The organism is Novosphingobium sp. TK71 (genome assembly GCF_055361505.1).
In genome coordinates this window covers 1,801,948-1,817,936 of sequence record NZ_JBSZKA010000001.1, presented here as the reverse complement: position 1 = coordinate 1,817,936, position 15,989 = coordinate 1,801,948, and the positions used below count along the sequence as shown (strand labels likewise).

General features: G+C 65.9%; 17 protein-coding genes. 7 read left to right on the top strand and 10 right to left on the bottom strand.

Going from position 1 to position 15,989, the window contains the following annotated elements; genetic code table 11:
* The first annotated feature begins 3 nt into the window (after positions 1 to 3).
* The 5 genes from ACXJ16_RS23995 to ACXJ16_RS23975 all read left to right on the top strand — a co-directional run bounded on the left by ACXJ16_RS23995 (position 4) and on the right by ACXJ16_RS23975 (position 5,060).
* Positions 4 to 1,059 (top strand): AbrB family transcriptional regulator, encoded by a 1,056-nt coding sequence (locus ACXJ16_RS23995; protein ID WP_197282987.1) that lies wholly within the window; start codon positions 4 to 6, stop codon positions 1,057 to 1,059.
* Positions 1,046 to 2,137, top strand: a complete 1,092-nt coding sequence (locus tag ACXJ16_RS23990; protein WP_463922370.1) for a D-alanine--D-alanine ligase family protein — start codon at positions 1,046 to 1,048, stop codon at positions 2,135 to 2,137. The genes ACXJ16_RS23995 and ACXJ16_RS23990 overlap by 14 nt, the downstream gene beginning before the upstream one ends.
* A gap of 6 nt (positions 2,138 to 2,143) precedes the next feature.
* Entirely contained in the window at positions 2,144 to 2,791 is a 648-nt protein-coding gene (locus ACXJ16_RS23985; RefSeq protein WP_054436732.1) for a YjbE family putative metal transport protein, read from the top strand.
* A gap of 180 nt (positions 2,792 to 2,971) precedes the next feature.
* A complete protein-coding gene (locus ACXJ16_RS23980) occupies positions 2,972 to 3,595 on the top strand; it encodes a YceI family protein (protein WP_054436731.1) in 624 nt (207 codons plus the stop codon).
* A 142-nt stretch (positions 3,596 to 3,737) separates the two neighbouring features.
* Positions 3,738 to 5,060, top strand: a complete 1,323-nt coding sequence (locus ACXJ16_RS23975; protein WP_463922369.1) for an Hsp70 family protein — start codon at positions 3,738 to 3,740, stop codon at positions 5,058 to 5,060.
* On the opposite strand, the gene ACXJ16_RS23970 is transcribed toward ACXJ16_RS23975, so the two are convergent.
* From ACXJ16_RS23970 to ACXJ16_RS23960, 3 genes are all read right to left on the bottom strand, one after another.
* Positions 5,061 to 7,169: a TonB-dependent receptor domain-containing protein gene (locus ACXJ16_RS23970; protein WP_443478572.1), complete on the bottom strand. Its 2,109-nt coding sequence runs from the start codon at positions 7,167 to 7,169 to the stop codon at positions 5,061 to 5,063.
* A 118-nt stretch (positions 7,170 to 7,287) separates the two neighbouring features.
* Complete coding sequence (locus ACXJ16_RS23965; protein WP_054436727.1) at positions 7,288 to 7,800, bottom strand: CHAP domain-containing protein; 513 nt, start codon at positions 7,798 to 7,800, stop codon at positions 7,288 to 7,290.
* A gap of 110 nt (positions 7,801 to 7,910) precedes the next feature.
* Positions 7,911 to 8,498 (bottom strand): DUF1826 domain-containing protein, encoded by a 588-nt coding sequence (locus ACXJ16_RS23960; RefSeq protein WP_463922368.1) that lies wholly within the window; start codon positions 8,496 to 8,498, stop codon positions 7,911 to 7,913.
* Positions 8,499 to 8,588: 90 nt separating this feature from the next.
* Between ACXJ16_RS23960 and ACXJ16_RS23955 the strand changes: the two genes are divergently transcribed.
* Positions 8,589 to 9,026, top strand: coding sequence for a MerC domain-containing protein (locus tag ACXJ16_RS23955; protein ID WP_463922366.1), 438 nt, complete (start codon positions 8,589 to 8,591; stop codon positions 9,024 to 9,026).
* Here the strand turns inward: ACXJ16_RS23955 and ACXJ16_RS23950 are convergent.
* From ACXJ16_RS23950 to ACXJ16_RS23920, 7 genes are all read right to left on the bottom strand, one after another.
* Positions 9,023 to 9,184, bottom strand: coding sequence for a YezD family protein (locus ACXJ16_RS23950; protein WP_082370284.1), 162 nt, complete (start codon positions 9,182 to 9,184; stop codon positions 9,023 to 9,025). The genes ACXJ16_RS23955 and ACXJ16_RS23950 overlap by 4 nt on opposite strands.
* Positions 9,181 to 10,149: a sulfate/molybdate ABC transporter ATP-binding protein gene (locus ACXJ16_RS23945; protein ID WP_054436723.1), complete on the bottom strand. Its 969-nt coding sequence runs from the start codon at positions 10,147 to 10,149 to the stop codon at positions 9,181 to 9,183. The genes ACXJ16_RS23950 and ACXJ16_RS23945 overlap by 4 nt, the downstream gene beginning before the upstream one ends.
* The gene (cysW, locus tag ACXJ16_RS23940) at positions 10,146 to 10,997 is read right to left on the bottom strand and encodes a sulfate ABC transporter permease subunit CysW (RefSeq protein WP_185999158.1); all 852 of its coding nucleotides are present in this window, start codon (positions 10,995 to 10,997) and stop codon (positions 10,146 to 10,148) included. The genes ACXJ16_RS23945 and cysW overlap by 4 nt, the downstream gene beginning before the upstream one ends.
* Positions 10,994 to 11,845, bottom strand: a complete 852-nt coding sequence (cysT, locus tag ACXJ16_RS23935) for a sulfate ABC transporter permease subunit CysT (protein WP_197282986.1) — start codon at positions 11,843 to 11,845, stop codon at positions 10,994 to 10,996. Before cysT ends, cysW begins: the two co-directional genes overlap by 4 nt.
* A gap of 40 nt (positions 11,846 to 11,885) precedes the next feature.
* Positions 11,886 to 12,920, bottom strand: coding sequence for a sulfate ABC transporter substrate-binding protein (locus ACXJ16_RS23930; protein WP_082370282.1), 1,035 nt, complete (start codon positions 12,918 to 12,920; stop codon positions 11,886 to 11,888).
* Positions 12,921 to 13,274: 354 nt separating this feature from the next.
* The gene (locus tag ACXJ16_RS23925) at positions 13,275 to 13,934 is read right to left on the bottom strand and encodes a peroxiredoxin-like family protein (protein ID WP_324699112.1); all 660 of its coding nucleotides are present in this window, start codon (positions 13,932 to 13,934) and stop codon (positions 13,275 to 13,277) included.
* Positions 13,935 to 14,043: 109 nt separating this feature from the next.
* On the bottom strand, positions 14,044 to 14,877 hold the full coding sequence (locus tag ACXJ16_RS23920) for a LysR substrate-binding domain-containing protein (protein WP_054436770.1): 834 nt from the start codon (positions 14,875 to 14,877) through the stop codon (positions 14,044 to 14,046).
* A gap of 279 nt (positions 14,878 to 15,156) precedes the next feature.
* Between ACXJ16_RS23920 and ACXJ16_RS23915 the strand changes: the two genes are divergently transcribed.
* Positions 15,157 to 15,951 (top strand): ABC transporter permease, encoded by a 795-nt coding sequence (locus ACXJ16_RS23915; RefSeq protein WP_463922365.1) that lies wholly within the window; start codon positions 15,157 to 15,159, stop codon positions 15,949 to 15,951.
* Positions 15,952 to 15,989 lie beyond the last annotated feature (38 nt).

The following is a 15,989-nucleotide window of genomic DNA, read 5'->3' as shown; positions in this document are numbered from 1 at the left end:
GCAATGACGAAGGCAGCGATGATCCTGCGCTTCCTTGCCGCGCTTGCCCTTGGCGCGGCGGGGGGCGCTGTGTTCTGGTCGATCGGCGCGCCGCTGCCCTGGGTGCTGGGCGCGATGACCGCCTGCGCGGCGGGGAGCATCGCCGGTCTGCCCATCGCCGCCTCCTCCGCCACCCGCCGCCCGATGTCGGCGGTGATCGGCGTCGTGCTCGGCAGCGCCTTCCATCCCGGCCTCATGAAACAGGCGTCCGAATGGATCGTGCCCATCGCGCTGCTGCCGCTGTTCCTTGCCAGCGCGGCGTTTCTCTGCGTGATCTACTTTCGCCGTGTCGCCCGCTTCGACCCGCCGACCGCCTACTTCGCCGGAATGCCCGGCGGCATTGCCGAAATGGTGCTGATGGGCTCCGAGCGCGGCGCGGACGAGCGGATGATCGGCCTGATCCACGGCGCGCGCATCTTCCTCGTCGTGTTCATCCTGCCTTTCCTGATCCGTGCGTTCGAGGCGGACGTCCACGCCCCGCCGCTTGCCGCGCCGCTGGTTACCGAGGCGACCGGCTGGCCGTTGCTGCTCTGGGGGCTTGGCTGCGTGATCGCCGGCAGCGTGATCGGCCGCGCCTTGCGGCTGCCCGCGTGGCACCTGATGGGGCCGCTGTTCGTCAGCGCGCTGGTTCACCTGACCGGCCTTTCCGATTTCCATATTCCGGCATGGGCCATCGCCGCCGCCCAGGTGGGGCTTGGCGCCACGATCGGCTGCCGCTTTGTCGGGCTCGACTTGCGAACGCTCGCGCGGACGCTGCTGCTGGCGGCGGGATCGACGGCGATCCTGCTGGTGATAACCTTCGTCTGGGCCTTTGCGATCGGCTGGGCTACGGGGCTCAATCCGGCGCTCGTCGCGCTGGCCTATTCGCCCGGCGGGGTGGCGGAAATGAGCATGGTCGCGTTGAGCCTCTCGCTGGAGGCGGGCTTCGTGATCGTGCACCACCTTGTGCGGGTGGTGCTGGTCATTGTCGGCGCGCCGCTGTCCTTCCGCATCATGGGAGCCACCAATGACCGCGCCTGACGTTGGCGAACAGACACCGGGCGAACAGACCATCGCCATCCTCTATCAGGCGCTCGAACCGCCGGTGATCGGCGGCGCGCGCAAGGAGGCCAAGCCCGGCGGCTATTCCGACAGCGGCGCGGATATCGGCGTGGCCCTGCTGGCGGCCGGCTGCACGCTGGCGACGCCGGTGGCCGATCCCGATCCCGCGCGGGTCTTCGATTGGGTCTGGCCCGATACCGAGGAGGGCATCGCCGCCGCTCTGGATGCGGGCGCGACATTGCTCTGGGCCAATACCGTGGTCTTCGCAGGACATCCCGTCGAGGATGCAAGCCGCAAGGCCTGGATCGTCGGCCCCGATCCCAAGGCGATGCAGGCGATAGACGACAAGGCGGCCACCAATGCGCGGCTGCTGGCGGCAGGACTGCCGGTCGCCCGTTCGTGGCTGATCGATGGCGACGGCGATCTGGACGCCCAGCTTGCCCCTTTCGCTGACCGGGTGCCGATCGTGGTGAAGCCTCTGCGGGGGCGCGGCAGCCAGGGCGTGGGCGTGGCCCGCACCCGCGCGCAATTGGCCGCGCAGGTCCGCGATCTGGCGCAAAGCCGCCGGTTCGGCGCGTCGATCATGCTGGAGCAGTTCCTGCCGGGGCAGGAGATCACCATCACCGTGATGCCTGCCGCCTGCCGTTCGGGCGAGACCGCGCCTTTCGCCCTGCCGCCGGTGCGGCGCTTCGACCAGTTCGACGATGTCGCCCCCTATAACGGCGATGTTCCGGTCAGCCGCAACAGTGCGGCGTTGACCCTGGGGGAATGCGCGGATCCTGCCATCGCCGCGGCTATCGCCGCCTGCGAACAGGCCGCCGCGCTTCTCGAAATCCGCGCGACCATGCGGATCGACTGCCGCGCCGACGGCGATGGCACTTATTTCCTTTTCGACGTCAACGCCAAGCCCAACCTCACCGGCTCCGGCCGGCCGGGCCGCGAGGACGAAGACAGCCTCTCCACAATGGCTGCCGCCGCTTGCGGCTGGAGCTATCCGGACTTCCTCCTCGCCGCCGCGCGCGGCGCCTGGAGGAATACCCAAGACCAACAGGGATAACACCACATGACCGACTTGTGGCAGCACATCGTTGCCGATTTCTCCAACCTCGGCTCGCCCGCCGCGCTGGCCGCCTTCGGGCAGGTCGTGCTGATCGACGTGATGCTGGCGGCAGACAACGCGATCGTCGTCGGCGCGCTGGCGGCCGGACTTCCCGCCGCGATGCGCCGCAAGGTCATCCTGATCGGCGTGCTGGCCGCGCTGGTCCTGCGCATCGGCTTCGCGCTCGTGGTGACGCAGCTCATGCAGCTTGTCGGCCTCGTCTTCGCTGGCGGGTTGCTGCTGGTGTGGGTGGCATGGAAGATGTGGCGCGAACTGCGCGAGGATGTCGGCGGCGAGGATGATCCCGTCGCCAAGGCCGCGCCGCGCAGCTTTGCCGCCGCCGCCTGGGCGGTGGCCGTAGCCGACATCAGCATGAGCCTCGACAACGTGCTGGCCGTGGCCGGCGCCGCGCGCGACCATCCCGGCATTCTGGCGATCGGCCTGATCCTCTCGGTCGCGCTGATGGGTCTTGCCGCGAACCTGCTGGCCCGCGTGATCGAACGCTATCGCTGGATCGCTTACGTCGGCCTGCTCGTGATCCTCTATGTCGCGGGCAAGATGATCTGGGAGGGCCTCGTAGACCCCTCGCGCGGCCTGCTCGTGCTGTTCTGACACGGCACGCCGGGCGCCTGCCATCGGCGCCCGGCGTTTCGCTTCGATCCGGGGCATTTTCAACTCCGGGTTGAAAGATATTACCCAAATCAAGGGATTATCCCGATGGGGGAGCGGCGGCATAGCCACGGCCAAGATCGGCCGGGGCCATTCCCGCCGCGCCCATCCATTGGAGCTCCCATGAAGACCGTCTCGTTCACCGCCCTTCTGCTGGCCGCTGCCGCGCCCGCGCTCGCCGTGGCGCCCTCTCTCGTCACGGCGCAGGCATCGGCTGCGCCCGAAGCCGTCCAGGCCGGAACCTACAAGGTCGAAAGCAACCACACCCTTGCCCAGTTCGCGGTGAACCACTTCGGTTTCAACGATTTCTTCGGCACGATCCCCGGCGCCACCGGTTCGCTCTCGCTCGATCCCAAGGCGCTCGCGGCCACCACGCTCGACGTGTCTCTGCCGGTCGCCCGCATCGCGACCACCAATGACACGCTCGACGAGGAACTGCGCAGCGCCGACTGGTTCGACGCGGCGACGTATCCGACGATCCGGTTCGTGTCCCGCAAGGTCGAGCAGACCGGCCCGCGCACCGCGCGCATTTCCGGCACTGTCACCCTGCATGGCGTCACGAAGCCCATGGTCCTCGACGCGACGTTCGGCGGCGCCGGCGTGAACCCGATGAACAAGGCCTACACGATCGGCTTCAGCGCGACCGGCACGCTCAAGCGCTCGGAATTCGGCGTCTCGAAGTATGTGCCCGCTGTCAGCGACGACGTGCAGGTCCGCATCACCGCCGCTTTCGAAAAGACCAGTTGAGTTCGCGCTCCCGCGCGCAAGCTGACGGGCGGAGCTGACCGAACAGCTTCGCCGATCGGGGAGGCGGCCGGACAGCAAGGTTGCGTGAAGCGGCCTTGCCTGCCAAAGGCCTCGGCCGTCCCCCGATCAAGGAATCAGCACCATGTCCGATGGCATGACCGCCGCGCGTACTGTCGGCATCGACTTCGGCACGACCAATTCGGTCATGGCCCTTTCCGATGGAGAAGGCGGTGCCGGACTGGTCGATTTCGCCGCGCCCGACGGCACCGGCTCGGTGTTCCGCTCGGCGCTGTGCTTCTGGCAGGACGACGATGTGCGGGGCGACCTGGCGCATGAGGCGGGGCCATGGGCCATCGCCGAATTCCTGGATTTTCCGCAAGGCAGCAGGTTCCTGCAATCGTTCAAGTCGGTTGCCGCCAATCCCGGCTTCGACAGCGCCAACCTGTTCGAGAAGCGCCTGCGCTTCGAGGAACTGGGCCGCGTGTTCCTGGAACATCTCATCGCGCATGGCGGCGAGGCGGCAAGGAACCTGCCCGGCCGGGTCATCGTCGGCCGTCCGGTGCGCTATGTCGGCGCACGGCCCGACGCGGCGCTGGCGCGGACACGCTATGACGCGATGTTCTCGATGCTCGGCAGCGAGATCCACTATGTCTACGAACCGCTGGGCGCGGCCTACAGCTTTGCCTCGCGCCTGTCCGATCCGGCCACGCTGCTGGTGGCGGACTTCGGCGGCGGCACCAGCGACTTCTCGATCGTGCGGGTGGAGGCGCCGGGAACGGCCAAGCGCTGCACGCCGCTCGGGTCGGCGGGTGTCGGCATCGCCGGGGACAGGTTCGACTACCGCATCATGGACCGTCTCGTGCTGCCGATGCTGGGCAAGGGCGGCACCTATCGCTCGTTCGACAAGGTGCTGCAGATTCCGGACGGACACTTCGTCGATTTCGGCGACTGGTCCCGCCTTGCGCTGATGCGCAACCGGCGCACGCTGGAGGAACTGGCGCGGCTCAAGCGCAGCGCCACCGATGGCGCGGCCATCGGGCGCATGATCGCGGTGGTGGAGAACGAACTGGGCTATCCGCTCTACGATGCGGTGGGCAAGCTGAAGCGCAGCCTGTCGGGCGACGATCGCGCGCACTTCCATTTCGAAAGCCCGGAACTCTCGATCGAGGCCGACGTGACCCGTGCGGAGTTCGAGGAGTGGATCGCCCCAGACCTCCAGCGCATCGCCGAGACCGTCGATCTTGCGCTCCAGCGGGCGGGCATGGCGGCCGACCAGATCGACCACGTGTTCCTGACGGGCGGCTCCTCGCTGATCCCGGCGGTGCGCCGCATGTTCGAGGCCCGCTTCGGCGAAAGCCGCATCGACAGCGGCGAGGAACTCACCTCGATCGCGCACGGGCTCGCGCTGATCGGGAGTGAACCCGATCTGCGCGAGTGGACCGTTCAGGACGATACTGCCGACTGATCAGAAGGCCGTTCTCACGCCGAACACGAAGTTCCGCCCGCGCAGCGGCGAGGCGTCCTTCACGAAGGAGGCGTGGTTGAGCGCGAACGAATTCGTCAGGTTGGTGCCGCGCGCGAAGAGTTCGGCCCAGCGGTCGGTGCCGAGGTCGAGCTTGTAGGACAGCGTCAGGTTGAGCATGTCGTAGCCCGGTGTCGCGGTTTCGAAGTCGGCGATGCGGTCCTGCTTGAAGGTGCGGTAATATTCCGCCTCCGCCGTGAACGGGCCGGTTGCCGCATCGACGCGCGTGCCGAGGCGGCCGGGCGGGATACGGGGAAGGTTCCCCAGATCGTCCTTCAGCTTGGCGCGGACGTAATCGCCGAAGAGCGAGACGCCCAGTTCCGGCATGATCTGGTGGCGCAACTCGCCGTCCACGCCGGTGAAGGTCGCATCCGCCGCCACGTAGTGGATCAGGCGAAACTCCTCGTACTGGTCCAGCGTCTGGCCATAGATGTAGTTGTCCACGCGCTGGTGATAGGCCCCGAGTGTGAAGGTGGTGGCGCCGCTGGTCTTGCGGAACGTCAGGTTGATCGACTTGCCGGTTTCCAGACGGTTTTCGGTCGATGCCATGCCGTTGAAGGTACGGCCCGTCACCATGCCGATCTCGTAAGTGTTCGAGGCGAAGTGCGGGCCGAAGGCGTAGAGCTCCTGCACGTTGGGCGCGCGCTGCGACCGGGCGAGCGAGAGCGCCAGCGAGTAGCCATCCGCCACCTTCCACAGCGCCGAGGCCGAGACCGAGAAGGGATCGTGCGCGCTGGAGGGCATGAACGCGGCCAGCGAGGTTTGCGGGCGGATGCGCTGCCATTCCTGGCGCACGGCGGCCTCGATGCGGACCGGGCCGAAGTCGCGGCTTTCGTGCAGGAACAGGGCGGTATTGCTGATGTCGAACGGCGTGTAACGGGTCACGTCGTCCTCGACCACGGCGTGGATGCCGCTGAAAGTGCTGTCGGAGTGCTGGACGCCGAAGACTCCGCGGAAGCCCGCCACGGCCTTGTGCGTCAGTTCGAAGCGGACGTCGAAGGCCTTGTTGCGATAAGCGGTGGCGATCTCGTCGTGCTCGATCTCGTCATGGCGGTAGTTGGTGTGCGCCATGCGGAAGCGGACGCGTTCGAAGCCGGGCAGGGGGTCGCGATATTCGCCGCGAATGTCGAACCGCTCGCTGCGCATCTTCACGAAGATGCTTTCCTCCTCGTGCTCATGGTCGTGGTTATCCTCGCCATGATCGTGGTCGTCGTGATCGTCGTGAGACCCGCAGTGAAGGCTGGCGCCGTGCGTGTGGCAGTCCTCGTATTCGTGGCTGTGGCCGGGGAGCCCGTACTTGCCGGTCACGCGGGTATAGGCGACGCCGAGATAGCCGTCCGGGCCGACCCACGATCCACCGGCGGTGAAGGTGGAGCTTTCGTTCCACGATCCGGCAACGCGGCGCTCGCCGAAGGCGCCGGGCACGCGGTAGTCGTCCGCCTCGCGGTGCGCGCCCTCAAGCCGCAGCGCCAGAGCGCCCGAACCCACGGTGACGCCGCCCACAAGCGAGCGCTCGTCATCCCCGGTGCCGAGCCGGGCCTCGCCCGCGCCGGAAATGCCGCTGGCCGGGATGGCGGTGGGGATCTTGGTGTCGAGCAGGTTCACCGCGCCGCCGATCGCGCCGCCGCCGTAAAGCAGGGCGGCCGGGCCGCGCAGCACTTCGATGCCGCGCAGTAGCAGCGGCTCGCCGGTGATGGCATGGTCGGCCGAAATGCCCGAGGCATCCTGCACATTGGCGCTGTCTGACAGGACCTGCACGCGCGGCGAGGTCTGGCCACGGATCACCGGCCGGCTGGCACCGCCGCCGAAGTTGTCGAAATGGATGCCGGGCTGGCCGGCGAGGGTCTCTCCCAGGGTGCCCTGCCGGCGATGAGCGAGTTCGTCACCGACCAGCGTGATGACCGGCGTGGCGGTTTCGTCCGCGGTCTCTTCCAGCGGCGCGGAGGTGACGAGAATTTCGCGCGATTCCGGCGCGGGAGCCTCGGCGAAAGCGGCGGCCGGGATCAGCGCGATGAGGGATACGGCGGATCGGTGCAGGATACGGACGGACAAGGAAACAACCCCCTGGGATCGGAAAGGAGGCTTCCTCTAATGTGATGTGATAACATTACTCAACAGGGCGATTGTCCTGTTATCAATATGTTACAATCGGGAAATATCTGCTGCCTGCTCAGCCGGCCTTGCCGGGGGCGTCGTCATCCTTCGCGGTGGCCAGTTCGGTGCCGTCTGCCGCGCTGGACCCGTAGATGAAGCCGTAAGTCGGATTTTCGCGCGAACCCAGCGAATGGCTCGGCCCGTACCAGACGCGCACGTTGCTCCAGTCGCCCGCTTCGGACACGTCTTCGGCAAGGGCGCTGCGTTCGATCAGGCCGGGGCCGGACCAGTTGGCGTGGTCGAGCATGACGTGGCGGGCATCCACCACTTCGCGGATCGTCGCGACATGGCCGTAAGGCATGGCCGAGGTGGACTTGAAGACGAGGACCGATCCCGCTTTGGGCAGATGACCGCGCTTGTAAGTGCCTTCGGCCTGACCCCACCATGTCGCCGCGTTGCCGTGAATGCCGATCCCCGACTGCGCGCGGGCATAGGGCACGCATTGCAGATGCTGCGCGAACGCCGGCGCGGCGAACATCTGGGCAGCGAGGGAAAGGATGGCGGCGGCGACCACGGGAACCATTTTCATGGAGAGACGTTATATCGTCTCAGAACTTTCGAGGTAGCCCCGTCCCGGCGAGATGATCGCACGGGACACACCGTTCGTCGCGCCTGCGGGAACCGGACGGTGAAGGCGGCCTAGCGCGCTTCCATCGAGTCGATAACCAGCACCAGACGGGATTCTCCCGATTCTGCGATGGGCGGTGAGCGATGCAGGATGGATGGTTCCGGTTGAAGCAGACGGCCTTTGAACATTGCCACCGTCCCGGCCGATAGTTCGCGGATCATCTCGGGCTGCCAGTCCGAACCGGGGGCCTGCGTCCACTGCGTGCCGCGCCCGAGATAAGTCGTGATCGTGCGGACCGTTACGAAATCGGCGTGGAACCGCCGGCAGGCGTCGGTCTCGATCACTTCCAGCCGCAACCGGATCCGCTCCGCAGCCAGTACCTCGGCATGGCAGCGTGCGAGCATGGCGATGTCGCGGCGCAGCGCCGGACAGTGCGGATAGCCGGCGTCATCCAGGGCCTGCGCAATGCCCGTGGCAAGATCGGGGATGGTGCATTCGAAGGTCAGGTCGTCAAGCTCGGCAAGTTTCAGGGCTGCCAGTTCCTGTTCCAGCGCCGCATCGAGATGCCGTTCCCACAGCGTAATGTCGGTACCCGGCCGGGCTATCCGCGCGAGTGCCTCGTGCGGACGGATTTCAGGAGGGCAGAGATCATTTTCCACGGGATAGGCCTTTTCATTTGCGAAGGAGGCCCCATCTAGCACAAGCAATGTAATGTTGTAACATACCTTAATTGAGCAGGAGCCGGGTTGATGAGCGAGCAGTGTGGAGTCCGGCAGGTCCGGAGACAGAGGCTGCTTGCCGATTTCGTGGAATCCACCGCGATCTCGGCCTCGGCGCTCTGCATGGTCCACTGCCTTGCGCTGCCGCTGCTGCTCTTCCTCCTGCCCGGCCTGCTCGGCTCATTCTTTCGGTCGGAGGCGTTTCATGTGGTCGTGCTCGGCCTGGTCGCACCTGCGGCGCTGGCGGCGTTCCTGATGGGCTATCGGCGGCACGGCGCGATCGGGCCGGGCATTGTCGGCGGGGCTGGCATCGTCTGCCTCGTTCTTGCGGTATGGCCCGCCGGCCTGCCGCTGGGCGAGACGGGCCTGACCGTGGCCGGCAGCGCGATGCTGGTGCTCGGCCACGGCTGGAACTGGCAGAAGCGGCTGCCTTGCAACGAGTGCGAGTCAGCCGGCCCTTCGCGCTAGAAGCGCTTCTTCTCAGTGACGTCTATCTGGACGACGCGGCCGTCATGGATGGTCAGCGAGACATTGCCGTAGCGCAGGTTCTTCAGGGCATCGCGCACGCTGGCGATGCTCTCTTCAAGCTGCTTGTCCGAGGGGGAGCCGGGCGCGGGGCTGGTCATGCGAGGTTTCCTTCAGCCGAATAGGTTCGCGAACGGCGCGCCTCGATCAGGACGGTGCTCCCGATTTCCGGCGGAGTGGTGTTCGCCGCGACATCGATTTCGATCATGGTGTCGCCGCCGCCGAGGCGGCCTTCCACGCGCCATGCACTGCCCTTGCGGAAGACGTTGTCGACATGAACCGCCTCGCCGCCGGTGGGCACGATCGCGAGGTCGTGCGGGCGGACATGCCGGCCATCCGGGAAACGGTTGGTCTCGCCCACGAAGTGCGAGACGAAGGCGGTCGCGGGCTCCATGTAGACTTGTTCGGGCGTGCCGATCTGGTCGATCCGGCCATGGTCCATCACCACCACGCGATCGGCAAGTTCAAGCGCTTCTTCCTGGTCGTGCGTCACGAAGATCGAGGTCAGGCCCATCTGCTTGTGCAGGTCGCGCAGCCAGCGGCGCAGGTCCTTGCGGACCTTGGCGTCGAGCGCGCCGAACGGCTCGTCGAGCAGCAGCAGGCTGGGCTCGATGGCCAGTGCGCGGGCGAGCGCCACGCGCTGGCGCTGTCCGCCCGAAAGCTGGCCGGGATAGCGGCCGCCGAGGTCTTCGAGCTGGACCACGCGCAGCAGTTCCTGCGCCCGTGCCTTGATCTCGGCCTTGGACGGGCGCCGCTTCGCCTTGCGCACGCTGAGGCCGAAAGCGATGTTGTCGGCCACGGTCATGTGGCGGAACAGGGCGTATTGCTGGAAGACGAAGCCGACGTTGCGCTTGCCCACCGGGATTTCGGACACGTCCTCACCGTTGAAGTAGACGTGGCCCTCGTCCTGGAATTCGAGGCCGGCGATGATGCGCAGCAGCGTCGTCTTGCCCGAGCCGGAGGGGCCGAGCAGGGCGATGAATTCGCCGGGCTGGATTTCGAGGTCGATGCCGTGAAGCGCGGGATAATTGCCGAAGCGCTTGGTGATGTTCTGGACGCGGATCAATGCCTTGCTCCCGAGTGAAGGTCGAAGCGCCATTCGAGCACGGTCTTGAGGACCAGCGTGACGAGCGCGAGCGCAGCCAGCAGCGAGGCCACGGCGAAGGCTCCGACGAAGTCGTATTCGTTGTAGAGTATCTCGACATGCAGCGGCATGGTGTTGGTTTCGCCCCGGATGTGCCCCGAGACGACCGAGACGGCGCCGAATTCGCCCATGGCGCGCGCGTTGCACAGCAGTACGCCGTAGAGCAGGCCCCAGCGGATGTTCGGCAGGGTGACGTGCCAGAAGGTCTGCCAGCCATTGGCGCCCAGCGAAAGCGCGGCTTCCTCATCATCCTTGCCCTGTTCCATCATGAGCGGGATCAGTTCGCGGGCGACGAAGGGGAAAGTGATGAAGACGGTGGCCAGGATGATGCCGGGCACTGCGAAGATGATCTTCAGGCCGTGGGCGGAAAGCCATGGTCCCAGCAGGCCCTGCGCTCCGAACAAAAGCACGAAGATCAGGCCCGAAACCACCGGGGAGACCGAAAACGGCAGGTCGATCAGGGTGAGCAGCAGATTCTTGCCGGGGAAGCTGAACTTGGTGATGGCCCAGCTTGCGGCGAGGCCGAAGACCATGTTGAGCGGCACGCTGATCGCGGCGATGATCAGCGTGAGCTTGATCGCGGACAGCGCGTCGGGGTTGGACACGGCGTCCAGGAAGGGCGCGATCCCCTGCTTCAGGGCTTCGCTGAAAACCGCGACCAGCGGCAGCATCAGGAAGAACGCCAGAAAGGCGAGCGCGATGAGGATCAGCAGTACCTGTGCGGTCCTGCTTTCGGTTCCGGGGGTGATCCGGCGCGTTTTCCGGGTCATGCGCCAAGCCTCCTGCGGCGGATGGACTGGAGGGCGTTGAGCGTGAAGAGCACCGCGAAGGACACCAGCATCATGACCATCGCGATGGCGGTGGCGCCGTCGTAATTGTATTGTTCGAGCTGGGTGACGATCAGCAGCGGCGCGATCTCCGTGCGGCCGGGCATGTTGCCCGAGATGAAGATCACCGAGCCGTATTCGCCCACCCCGCGTGCGAAGGACAGCGCGAAGCCGGTGAACAGCGCGGGCAGGATCGCCGGGAAGATGACCCGTGCGAATGTCTGCGCACGGTTGGCGCCCAGCGTTGCGGCGGCTTCCTCCACGTCCTTGCCGAGATCGGCAAGAACCGGTTCGACCGAGCGCACCACGAAGGGCAGGCCGATGAAGACCAGCGCCACGGTGATGCCGATCGGCGTGAAGGCAACCTTGATTCCCAGCGGATCGAGATATTGCCCGACCCAGCCGCTCGGCGCGTAAAGCGCGGTGAGGGCGATGCCGGCAACGGCGGTGGGAAGCGCGAAGGGCAGGTCCACCAGCGCGGAAATCACGCGCTTTCCGGGAAATTCGTAGCGCACGAGAACCCAGGCGACGAGGAGGCCGAACACCGCGTTGACCAGCGCGGCGGCGATGGCGGTGCCGAAGCTCAGGCGATAGGCGGTGAGGGCGCGTTCGGAAAAGCCCACGTCCACGAAAGCCTGCCAGCCCATGCCGGCAGACTTGAGGAACAGGGTGGAAAGCGGGATCAACACGATCAGGGACAGCCAGGCCAGGCTGAACCCGAAGGTCAGCCCGAAGCCCGGCAGAACGGAGGGCGCACGCCATCGGGGCTTGCGCGTCGTCATGGATGGCATCTGCAGTGGCCTGCTCGATTCTGGCGCCGGAAAGCGCGGTTTACTTCTTGGAGTAGATGCGGTCGAACACGCCGCCGTCAGCGAAGAAGGTCTTCTGCGCCTTGCCCCAACCGCCGAAATCCTCGTCGATGGTGGTGAGGTTCAGCTTGGGGAACTGGTTGGCGAACTGTTCGGCGATCTTGGGATCGCTGGGCCGGTAGAAATTGCGCGCGATCGCGACTTGCGCCTCCGGTGTGTAGAGATATTCGAGATAGGCCTTGGAAACTTCCTCGGTGCCATGCTTCTTCGCGTTCGCCGCGATCACGGCGACCGGCGGTTCCGCGAGGATCGAGATGGAAGGCACCACGATCTCGAACTTTCCGGCGCCCAGCTTCTTCTCGGCCAGCAGGGCTTCGTTCTCCCAGGCGAGCAGCACGTCGCCGATGCCGCGTTCGACGAAAGTGGTCGTCGCGCCGCGCGCGCCGCTGTCGAGCACGGGAACCTGCGAAAAGAGGCGCTTCACGTAAGTTTCGGCGGCAGCGTCCGATCCGCCGGCCTTGCGGCCATAGGCCCAGGCAGCGAGGAAGTTCCAGCGGGCGCCGCCGCTGGTCTTCGGGTTGGGGGTGATGACCTGCACGCCGGGCTTCACCAGGTCGTTCCAGTCATGAATGCCCTTGGGATTGCCCTTGCGCACGAGGAAGACGATGGTCGAGGTGTAAGGCGAACTGTTGTCCGGGAGGGCCTTTTGCCAGTCGGCCGGGAGCAGCTTGGCCTTCTCGGCGATCACGTCGATATCGTAGGCCAGCGCCAGCGTGGCGACATCGGCTTCGAGGCCGTCGATGATCGCGCGGCTCTGCTTGCCCGATCCGCCATGGCTCATGCGGAAGGTCACGTCCTGTCCGGTCTTCTTCTTCCAGTAAGCCGCGAAGGCCGGGTTCACGGCCTGGTAGAGTTCGCGGGTCGGATCGTAGGAGACATTGGTGATCTCGACCGAATTGCCCGATTTCCCGCCCGAGCAGCCGGCAAGGGAGGCGGCCAGCACCGTCACCGCGGCGACGGTAACAAACAGGCGGCGATTGAGGGTTCCGGCATTCATCTATGGTGTCTCCCGTCAGGTGGCCTACGCCTAAACTCAATCGAATTGGTTGACATTAAATATGTAGTTGCAGGGTGGCAAGCATACCTTTTGGCCAAGCCTGCCTGCTCCACCGGACATACCGGCCAAGCGGCCCATTCGCGCCGGACCCCGCGCTTGATGCGGCGTGCCAGGAATTTCAATGACATATGATTCATCGCCGGCACAGGGTCCACTCCCTCAAAGGGAGCAGCAACCTATTGTCACGCAAACAGGCGGCCGACTCAAGCGGCTCTGCGATCCGGGGAACTGCGCCGGGCCGGCGGCGCACGGAACCGGACGGGAAAGCGGTACCGTGCGCGCGTGAGGGGCAGCCTAGGCGGCTGTTACCGGCGCGTTGGAAAGGGCGGCAAGGATCGGGGCGCTGTCGGTACGGTCCAGCCAGTCGGGGCTGGCTTCGAAGAACAGGACTCTGGCGTCCTGTCCCAGGACCAGTACGGCGGGCTGGTCGATCTCGTAGCTCAGCGTTCCCAGAGTGGCGCCGATCCAGCTCTCGCCCGGGGCGACTTCGGGCTGCTCCTCGGGGAAGAAGGTCACGCCAAGCCTGCGGCCGAGTGCGTAGCCGGGGTCGCTGGCGACGGTGAAGCCCAGGCCGTGGCGTTCGATCACCGCCCGGTCCACGGGAATCTGGGCGCTGACCGCGACAAGCGGAATGCCCCGCGCGCGAAGTTCGGGCCAGAGCGTCTCGTTGTAATAGGGCAGGGCGATGTTGCAGGCCGGGCACCCGCCGAAGCGGAAGAACACCAGCACGGCGGGACCATTGGCCAGCAGCGAGTCGCGGGTCAGTTCGTGCCCGTCCTGATCTATCAGGGTGAAAGGTGTGATTTCGTCGCCCGTCCTGGGCAGTTTCGCGGGATCGTGGCGCTCCGAAAGCAGGCTGCGCTGCAAGGCGTTGCGGGCCAGTTGCTCGGCGCTCCACGTCCGGTCCCGTTCCGCCTGAAGCTCGGCGAATCGCTCCTTGAGGCTCTTGCTCATCCTGTTTCCTCCTGATGGGTGTCCATCGGGAAGCTAGGGCGCGGGGCGGGGCAGGAATAACGAGAAGCGCCCCGCCGTTATTGAAAGTTTCCAATAAGCGCCCGTGGCTTCAGAGTGCCGCCACGACCTCCCGCGCCAGTTTGGCGAGCTGGCTGGTCGGCCCGTCAAGCCCGGGCGCGGTCTGGAGGATGCACGAGACGTTGGGCAGTTCGGGCAGGTCCGAATCCTCCAGCGGAGCCTCGCGCAGGAACAGGTGCGTTCGGCAGGTCACGCCCAATCCGGCATCGACGGCAGCGCGCAGCGCGGTGAGATTGGGTGTCTCGACCGAGATCCGGTAAGGCCGCCCGGCATCTTCCAGCGCCCGGATCGCCGCTTCGCGAAAGCGGCACGGCGGTTCGAGCACGGCGAGCTGCACGGTTTCCTGCAACGCCAGTTCGGGCTTTCCGTACCAGGCCATCGGCGCGCTGGCGATCGCGCTGGGATCGTTGTTGGCCGCGAAGCCGAGCACGATGTCCAGTTGCCGGCGTTCGAGCTGGCCGAGCAGTTCGGCAGTGCCCGCGACGCGCGAATAAAGCTGTGCTTCGGGGTGGAGCTCCGCGAAACGGGCCAGCAGGCCGGACAGCAGCATTTCGGCGAAGTCCTGCACCATGCCGATGCGTGCCGGCCCGGTAAAGTGCCCGGCAGTGACGGCGGCTACGGCCTCGTCATGGAGATTCAGCACCTTGCGCGCGTAATCCAGCATCAGGTCGCCGGACTGGGTGAGCGTCAGCCTGCGGCCCTCGCGGTGGAAGAGGGGCTGCTGGAGCAGTTCCTCCAGGCGCTTGATCTGGAGGCTCAGGGCGGACTGGCTCACGAAGACCCGCTCGGAGGCATGAAGCATGGAGCCGGTATCAACGATCGCCACGAAACTGCGCAGGAGGTTGGTGGGAAGATTGACGGGCATGTTCGAATCACTCTCGAATGGGTGGGCTGCTGCGGCGGGGGTAACCTGCTTCATATTCTCAACCAAATTAGTAGAGTTTGTGACGCTGATTGCAAACCTTGTCTGCTCCATCAGTGCGGCCGGCGGGGCGTTCGCCCCGAATCCGGCACGGCCCGGCGATGCAAACTCCAGCTTTTCCCGGCGTTATGAGCGGTGCTGATAGGCCGGCACACAAAACTCAATTGAATTGGTTGAGAATGCCGTGTCTCTTCCCGGCCTGCTCCATGGAAGAGAAAGACAATGGCCATTTCCGGCAGGATTCCATTTTCGCTGAAACGCTCGCTGTCAGGCGCACGCTGGCTTTCGCCGGTGCTGTTCCTGCTGGCCTGGGAGGCGGGATCGCGTTCCGGCCTCATTCCCGGGCGCACGCTGGCGGCGCCCTCGAAAGTGCTCTCCACCTTGCTTGGCATGGCGGTTTCGGGTGAACTTGCGGCAAATCTCTGGGTCTCGTTCCTGCGCATCGCCATCGGCCTTGCCATCGGCGTGACCATCGGCGTGGTGCTGGCGCTGGTCGCCGGGCTTTCGCGGCAGGGCGAAGTGGCGGTCGATCCGCTCATGCAGATCAAGCGCACGATCCCGACGCTGGCGCTGACTCCGCTGTTCATCGTGTGGTTCGGCATCGGCGAAACGCCGAAAATCGCGCTGATCGCCTTCGCCTCGATCTTTCCTGTCTACCTCAACCTCTACAGCGGCATTCGCGGGGTAGACCTGCGCCTGCTGGAAGGCGCGCGCAGCTTCGGGCTCAGCCGCCCCGAACTGGTCTGGCATGTCATCCTGCCCGGAGCCTTGCCTTCGCTGCTGGTGGGGCTGCGCTATTCGCTGTCGGTCGCGATCCTCGTGCTGGTCGTGGCGGAGCAGATCAACGCCTCGGCCGGGCTCGGCTATCTCATCAACAATGCCCGCGACTTCATGAGGACCGACATCATCGTCGTGTGCCTGATGATCTATGCGGTGCTGGGCCTCGCCGCCGATGCGCTGGTGCGGGCGGTGGAGAGCCGGGCACTCGTCTGGCGCCCGAGCATCGTTTCGCAATGACCCCCGCCTACCGATCCCCCACGCAACTTGCACCGGAG